The sequence below is a fragment of the Albidovulum sp. genome, assembly GCF_008933605.1.
Lineage (GTDB): Bacteria > Pseudomonadota > Alphaproteobacteria > Rhodobacterales > Rhodobacteraceae > Albidovulum.
On sequence record NZ_WBUS01000192.1, the window covers coordinates 1 to 5,241 of the forward strand.

Genomic DNA, 5,241 nt, shown 5'->3' on the forward strand with positions numbered 1-5,241 from the left:
GGGCGGGGCGCCCCTCCGCCAGCCCGACCTGGCGCTCGGCCCAGCCCGTGCCCCGCCGTTCGAACTGACGGATCGGCAGGGCATCGAAGAACTCGTTCGCCACGAGGAAAAGCGGCAGGTCCGGCAGGTCCTCGACCCGGTCGTGCCACTCGGGCGCAACTCCGGTCAGGGTCATGGCCTGGCGGGCGCGAAGTGCCGGCGAGGCTTCGACGAGATGCACCTCCGCGGTCGCGGGCAGTCCGGGCACGGAGCGCATGGCGCGCAGCATGTCGGCCATCAGCGTGCCCCGCCCCGGCCCGACCTCGGCCAGAGCGAACGGGGAAGGGCGGCCCTGGTCGAGCCAGCACTGGGCGAGGCAGAGGCCGAGAAGCTCGCCGAACATCTGGCTGATCTCGGGCGCGGTGGTGAAATCGCCGGCCGCGCCAAGGGGGTCGCGCGTGGCGTAGTAGCCGTGCGCCGGGTTCAGGAGGCACTCGGCCATGTAGTCCGAGAGCGGAATCGGCCCCTCGAGCGCGATGCGGCGGGCGAGCAGATGGCCCAAGGGCGTCATGCCGGGCGTGCCCGGGTGATGAACCAGAGCCCCGCGAGGACCATCGGCAGCGACAGGATCTGGCCCATGGAGAGGCCGAACCCGCCGAGTTGCAGGGCATGGCCGAGCGGGTTGCCGGGCGAGATGAACTGCGCGTCAGCCTGGCGCGCGAACTCCACCGCGAAGCGGGCGGCGCCGTAGCCCAGGAGAAAGACGCCGGTGACGAGGCCCGGCCGCTTCAGCGCGCCCGTCCGGACGAGGAACCAGAGGAGAAGGCCGAGCGCGAGCCCTTCGAGCCCCGCCTCGTATAGCTGGCTCGGATGGCGAGCGCAGAGCCCCGGGAGGACACCGGGACAGTCCTGCGCATCGGTCCCCGGAAAGATCACGCCCCAGGGCAGGTCGGTCGGCCGCCCCCAGAGCTCGGCGTTCACGAAATTTGCGATCCTGCCGAAGAAGAGCCCGATCGGCGCGACGAATGCCATGGCGTCGGAAAGCTGCATTGCCGGAACGCCGTTGCGGCGGGTGAACCAGAGCCCGGCGACGAGAACGCCGAGGAATCCGCCGTGGAAGGACATGCCGCCCTCCCAGACCTTCACGATATCAAGGGGATGCGCGAGGTAGTAGAGCGGCTGGTAGAAGAGCACGAAGCCGAGCCGCCCGCCGAGGATCACGCCGAGGATGATCGCCGTCAGCAGGTCGTCGGCACGCTCCGGCGCCATCGGGGCCAGGTTCCCCGGCCAGAGCGCGGCGCGGCGCATCAGGCGCCGGATCACCAGGAAGCCGCCGACGAGTCCGGCAAGATAGGCGAGCGCATACCACCGGAGCGCCAGATGGGCGCCGAAAAGCTCGACCGAGAAGACCTCGGAGGAAATGTCGGGGAAGGGGATGGCGGCCTGCATCGTCACTCCTTTCCCGCTTCTCAGAGCCTTTGCCCGCGACAGAGTCAACCTTGAGCTTTCGCGCCGCCCCACGCATATAGGCGGCAAGGGCAACGGCCGGAATGGAGGCGCGCGATGAGCGGTCCGAACAAGTTCTTCGATGACATGTCGAAACTCATGACCAGCGCGATGGGCGTGGCTCAGGGAGCCCGGACCGAGGCCGAGACGGCGATGAAGTCCTGGATGGACCGCTGGCTCGCCGACCGCGATTTCGTGACGCGCGAGGAATTCGAGGCGGTGCGCGCCATGGCCCAGAAGGCGCGCGAGGAAAATGAGGCGCTGAAGGCACGGATCGCCGCGCTCGAGGCGGTCGGCACGATGGCCAGCACCGGGCGCGGCGGGAAATCCAAGGACTGACCCGCCCATGGGTGGGGTGCGGATTGCGCGCCACCGCTTGATCTGTCCACAGGGAATTGCGTTCGCGACCCGCGAAGGCCCAAGATTTCGCTTTACAGGTCCGGGATATGCCTACACCATATGGGGTAGGGCGGCGTCGGGCAAGCGCCGGACCTTGTAGCTCACCCAGCCCCTTGTAGGCTGCGGCCTGCCTGGGGCCAGAAGGACAGAGGCCGGGCATGGCAGTTTCCGACAGCTTCCTCGACAGCGAGGACCTGCATCCCATCGACATTGTCGAGACGCTCGCCGAACACCACGAATGGGACTTCGACCGGGTGACCGACGACCAAATCGCCATGGCGGTCGAGGGCCAGTGGCGCACCTACTCGATCACGCTGGCCTGGTCGGGCTACGACGAGACCCTGAGGCTCATCTGCACCTTCGAGATGGATCCGCCCGAGGACCGCCTGCCCGCGCTCTACGAGACCTTGAACCGCACCAACGACATGGTCTGGTCCGGCGCCTTTTCCTTCTGGCGCGAGCAGCGGCTGATGGTCTGGCGCTATGGCCTGTCGCTCGTCGGCGGGCAGATCGCCGGGCCCGAACAGATCGACCGGATGATCTCCGACGCGGTCACGGCGGCCGAACGCTTCTACCCGGCCTTCCAGCTCGTCTGCTGGGGCGACGAGAGCCCGGAAAAGGCGATGGACGTGGCCATGGGCCGCGCCTACGGCCGCGCCTGAAGGCGGCATCGGACGGGGTTTCCCTCGGTCGCCGGATCGGTCATCTTCGCCCGCGCGACGATGGAGGCGGATATGGACATGGGGGAACTGCGGGATCGGGGGCTGGTGCTTCTCGGTTGTGGCAAGATGGGTTCGGCGATGCTGGCGGGCTGGCTCAAGGGCGGGCTGCCGGCACGAAGCGTCTGGGTGCGGGAACCCCATCCCTCGGACTGGCTCAAGGCGCAGGGCGTGCATCTCGACGGCCCGCTTCCGCCCGGCCCCGCCATCGTGCTCGTCGCCGTCAAGCCGCAGATGATGGCCGAGGCGCTTCCGGCGCTCGCCGGCTTCGGCGGGGGCGGGACGCTCTTCCTCTCGGTCGCGGCGGGGACGACGATCGCCAGCTACGAAGCGACGCTCGGGGCGGCAACGCCGATCGTGCGCGCCATGCCCAACACCCCCGCCGCCATCGGCCGCGGAATCACCGCGATCTGCGGCAACGCGCGGGCGACCGAGGCGCATCTGGCGCTGGCCGAGGCGCTGCTCTCGGCCGTGGGGCAGGTGGTCCGGCTGGAGGGCGAACACCAGATGGACGCCGTCACCGCCGTTTCCGGCTCGGGCCCGGCCTATGTCTTCCACCTGATCGAGGCGCTCGCGGCGGCGGGCGCGGCCGAGGGGTTGCCCGAGGCGCTCGCCATGAAGCTCGCCAAGGCCACGGTCGCCGGGGCCGGGGCGCTGGCCGAGGCGGCGGCGGAGGACCCCGCGCAGCTCCGCGTGAACGTCACCTCGCCCGGCGGCACCACGGCGGCGGCACTGAAGGTGCTGATGGACGAAGGCCGCGGCTTCCCCGCGCTGCTGAGGGAAGCCGTCCACGCGGCGGCGGAACGCGGCCGGGAGCTGGGGAAATGACCATCACCTTCGACGATTTCCTGAAGGTCGACATCCGCGTCGGCCGGATCACCCGGGCGGAACCCTTCCCCGAGGCGCGCAAGCCGGCCTTCAAGCTCTGGGTCGATTTCGGCCCCGAGATCGGCGAAAAGCGGTCCTCGGCGCAGATTACCCGGCACTACACGCCCGAGGGCCTGATCGGCCGTCAGGTGCTCGCCGTGGTGAACTTCCCGCCCCGGCAGATAGGCAAGGTGATGTCCGAGGTGCTGGTGCTCGGCGTGCCGGACGCTGAGGGCGAGGTCGTCCTGATCGGGCCGCGGCACGACGTGCCGCTGGGCGGCCGGCTCTACTGAGCCGCCGGGGCCGCGCGATCAGATCACGCGGTCGCCGATCTCTTCCCGCCAGTGGCGGCGGCAGAGCGAGACATAGGTCTCGTTCCCGCCGATCTGCACCTGCGCGCCCTCGCTCTGCGCCCGGCCATCCGGACCGCGGCGCACGACCATTGTCGCCTTCCGGCCGCAATGGCAGATCGTCCTGACCTCGCGCATCTCGTCGGCGAGCGCGAGGAGCGCGGCCGAGCCCGGAAAGAGCTCGCCGCGGAAATCGACGCGGAGCCCGTAGCACATGACCGGCACGCCGAGATCGTCGACGGCGCGGGCAAGCTGCCAGACCTGATCGCGCGTCAGGAACTGTGCCTCGTCGAGGAAGACGCAGGCTACCGGGCCCTCGGCGAGCCTCGTGGCGATGACGTCGAAGAGGTCGGTGCCGGCGTCGTAGGTGTCCGCCGCCTCGCCGATGCCGATGCGGCTCGCGATGCGGCCCGCGCCGGCGCGGTCGTCGAGGCGCGCGGTGAGGAGATAGGTCGCCATGCCGCGTTCGCGGTAGTTGTGCGACGCCTGCAGGAGCAGCGTCGACTTGCCTGCGTTCATGGTCGAGTAGTGGAAATAGAGCTTGGCCATGCGCCCTGATAGCTGGGGCGCGCCCGCATCCGCAAGCGGCACCGGGGGAACCCACCCTTTCGATCCCCCAGGCCCGCCGCTTCGGGCCGTCACCACCCCGCCGCGCCTTGAGCCGCGGACGGCGGGTCACTCGTCACGAAGGAAGGCTCGCCGTGCTGCTGCCGGACGGGCCGGCTTCGACCTTCCCACCCGCCGAAGGCACGGCGATCCCAACGCAGACCGGCCTCGGGCCGCCGGCACTCACACCCGCCCCCTGTACACGGGGGACGGATAACGAATGACAAACGAGCGGCGAGCCATTAAGGGGAATGGCAGGTAGGATTTCCCCCGGGACGGGGCACGGGAAAGCGTTCAGAGTGACGAGCAAGGTCGACAACTATCTGAAAAAGCACACGGAAGCGCTGGTGAAGGACGTCGGCATCGAGGCCGCGGCCGGGCTTTGCGGGAAGTCGAAGGCGACGCTCGGGCGCTACTATTCCGCCGATGCCGAGCACGCCGACCGCTTCATGCCGATCGACGTGGTGGCGGCGCTCGAGGCCGCCGCGCGCTTCCCCCACGTCACCGCCGCGCTCGCCGATCTCAGGGGCATCACGCTGAGCTACGACCAGGAGCGGAAGAACAGCGGGCCGGGGGGCGTCAACTCCGACGTGGTGGCGCTGAGCCAGCGCTTCGCCATGCTGATGGCCGAATACAACCAGTCGATCCAGGACGGGCGCATCACGATCAACGAGGCCAAGCGGCTCCTGAACGAGACGCTGGCGATCCAGAAGGTGCTGATCGACATGAAGCTGCACCTCGAGGACGAGGCGCGCTGAGGGACGTCGGACCGGCGTCGGACTTCCGTCGGTTTCGCGTCGGTTTTCCGTCCCGAC

At 69.4% G+C, this 5,241-nt stretch carries 8 protein-coding genes; 5 read left to right on the plus strand and 3 right to left on the minus strand.

Features of this window, described 5'->3' with window-relative positions; genetic code table 11:
• Together F9K34_RS16830 and lgt are read right to left on the minus strand one after the other, a co-directional pair.
• A partial coding sequence (locus F9K34_RS16830) for an SAM-dependent methyltransferase (RefSeq protein WP_291338271.1) occupies positions 1 to 550 on the minus strand: 550 nt, incomplete at its 3' end.
• Positions 547 to 1,428, minus strand: a complete 882-nt coding sequence (lgt, locus tag F9K34_RS16835; protein WP_291338272.1) for a prolipoprotein diacylglyceryl transferase — start codon at positions 1,426 to 1,428, stop codon at positions 547 to 549. The genes lgt and F9K34_RS16830, both read right to left, overlap by 4 nt.
• A 114-nt stretch (positions 1,429 to 1,542) precedes the next feature.
• On the opposite strand from lgt, the gene F9K34_RS16840 reads away from it, so the two are divergent.
• The 4 genes from F9K34_RS16840 to F9K34_RS16855 all read left to right on the plus strand — a co-directional run bounded on the left by F9K34_RS16840 (position 1,543) and on the right by F9K34_RS16855 (position 3,763).
• On the plus strand, positions 1,543 to 1,824 hold the full coding sequence (locus tag F9K34_RS16840) for an accessory factor UbiK family protein (RefSeq protein ID WP_291338273.1): 282 nt from the start codon (positions 1,543 to 1,545) through the stop codon (positions 1,822 to 1,824).
• Positions 1,825 to 2,042: 218 nt separating this feature from the next.
• Entirely contained in the window at positions 2,043 to 2,546 is a 504-nt protein-coding gene (locus F9K34_RS16845; protein WP_291338274.1) for a YbjN domain-containing protein, read from the plus strand.
• Positions 2,547 to 2,618: 72 nt separating this feature from the next.
• The gene (proC, locus tag F9K34_RS16850) at positions 2,619 to 3,431 is read left to right on the plus strand and encodes a pyrroline-5-carboxylate reductase (protein WP_291338275.1); all 813 of its coding nucleotides are present in this window, start codon (positions 2,619 to 2,621) and stop codon (positions 3,429 to 3,431) included.
• The gene (locus tag F9K34_RS16855; protein ID WP_291338276.1) at positions 3,428 to 3,763 is read left to right on the plus strand and encodes a tRNA-binding protein; all 336 of its coding nucleotides are present in this window, start codon (positions 3,428 to 3,430) and stop codon (positions 3,761 to 3,763) included. Before proC ends, F9K34_RS16855 begins: the two co-directional genes overlap by 4 nt.
• An 18-nt stretch (positions 3,764 to 3,781) precedes the next feature.
• Here the strand turns inward: F9K34_RS16855 and F9K34_RS16860 are convergent, their stop codons facing one another.
• Positions 3,782 to 4,369: a thymidine kinase gene (locus F9K34_RS16860; protein ID WP_291338277.1), complete on the minus strand. Its 588-nt coding sequence runs from the start codon at positions 4,367 to 4,369 to the stop codon at positions 3,782 to 3,784.
• Between the two features lie 356 nt (positions 4,370 to 4,725).
• Between F9K34_RS16860 and F9K34_RS16865 the strand changes: the two genes are divergently transcribed.
• Entirely contained in the window at positions 4,726 to 5,184 is a 459-nt protein-coding gene (locus F9K34_RS16865; protein WP_291338278.1) for a hypothetical protein, read from the plus strand.
• The last annotated feature ends 57 nt before the right edge of the window (positions 5,185 to 5,241 follow it).

Coding starts and splice junctions, on each gene's coding strand:
- F9K34_RS16855 (WP_291338276.1), top strand. CDS start 3,428: ATGACCATCACCTTCGACGATTTCCTGAAGGTCGACATCCGCGTCGGC.
- proC (WP_291338275.1), top strand. CDS start 2,619: ATGGACATGGGGGAACTGCGGGATCGGGGGCTGGTGCTTCTCGGTTGT.
- lgt (WP_291338272.1), bottom strand. CDS start 1,428: ATGCAGGCCGCCATCCCCTTCCCCGACATTTCCTCCGAGGTCTTCTCG.
- F9K34_RS16845 (WP_291338274.1), top strand. CDS start 2,043: ATGGCAGTTTCCGACAGCTTCCTCGACAGCGAGGACCTGCATCCCATC.
- F9K34_RS16840 (WP_291338273.1), top strand. CDS start 1,543: ATGAGCGGTCCGAACAAGTTCTTCGATGACATGTCGAAACTCATGACC.
- F9K34_RS16860 (WP_291338277.1), bottom strand. CDS start 4,369: ATGGCCAAGCTCTATTTCCACTACTCGACCATGAACGCAGGCAAGTCG.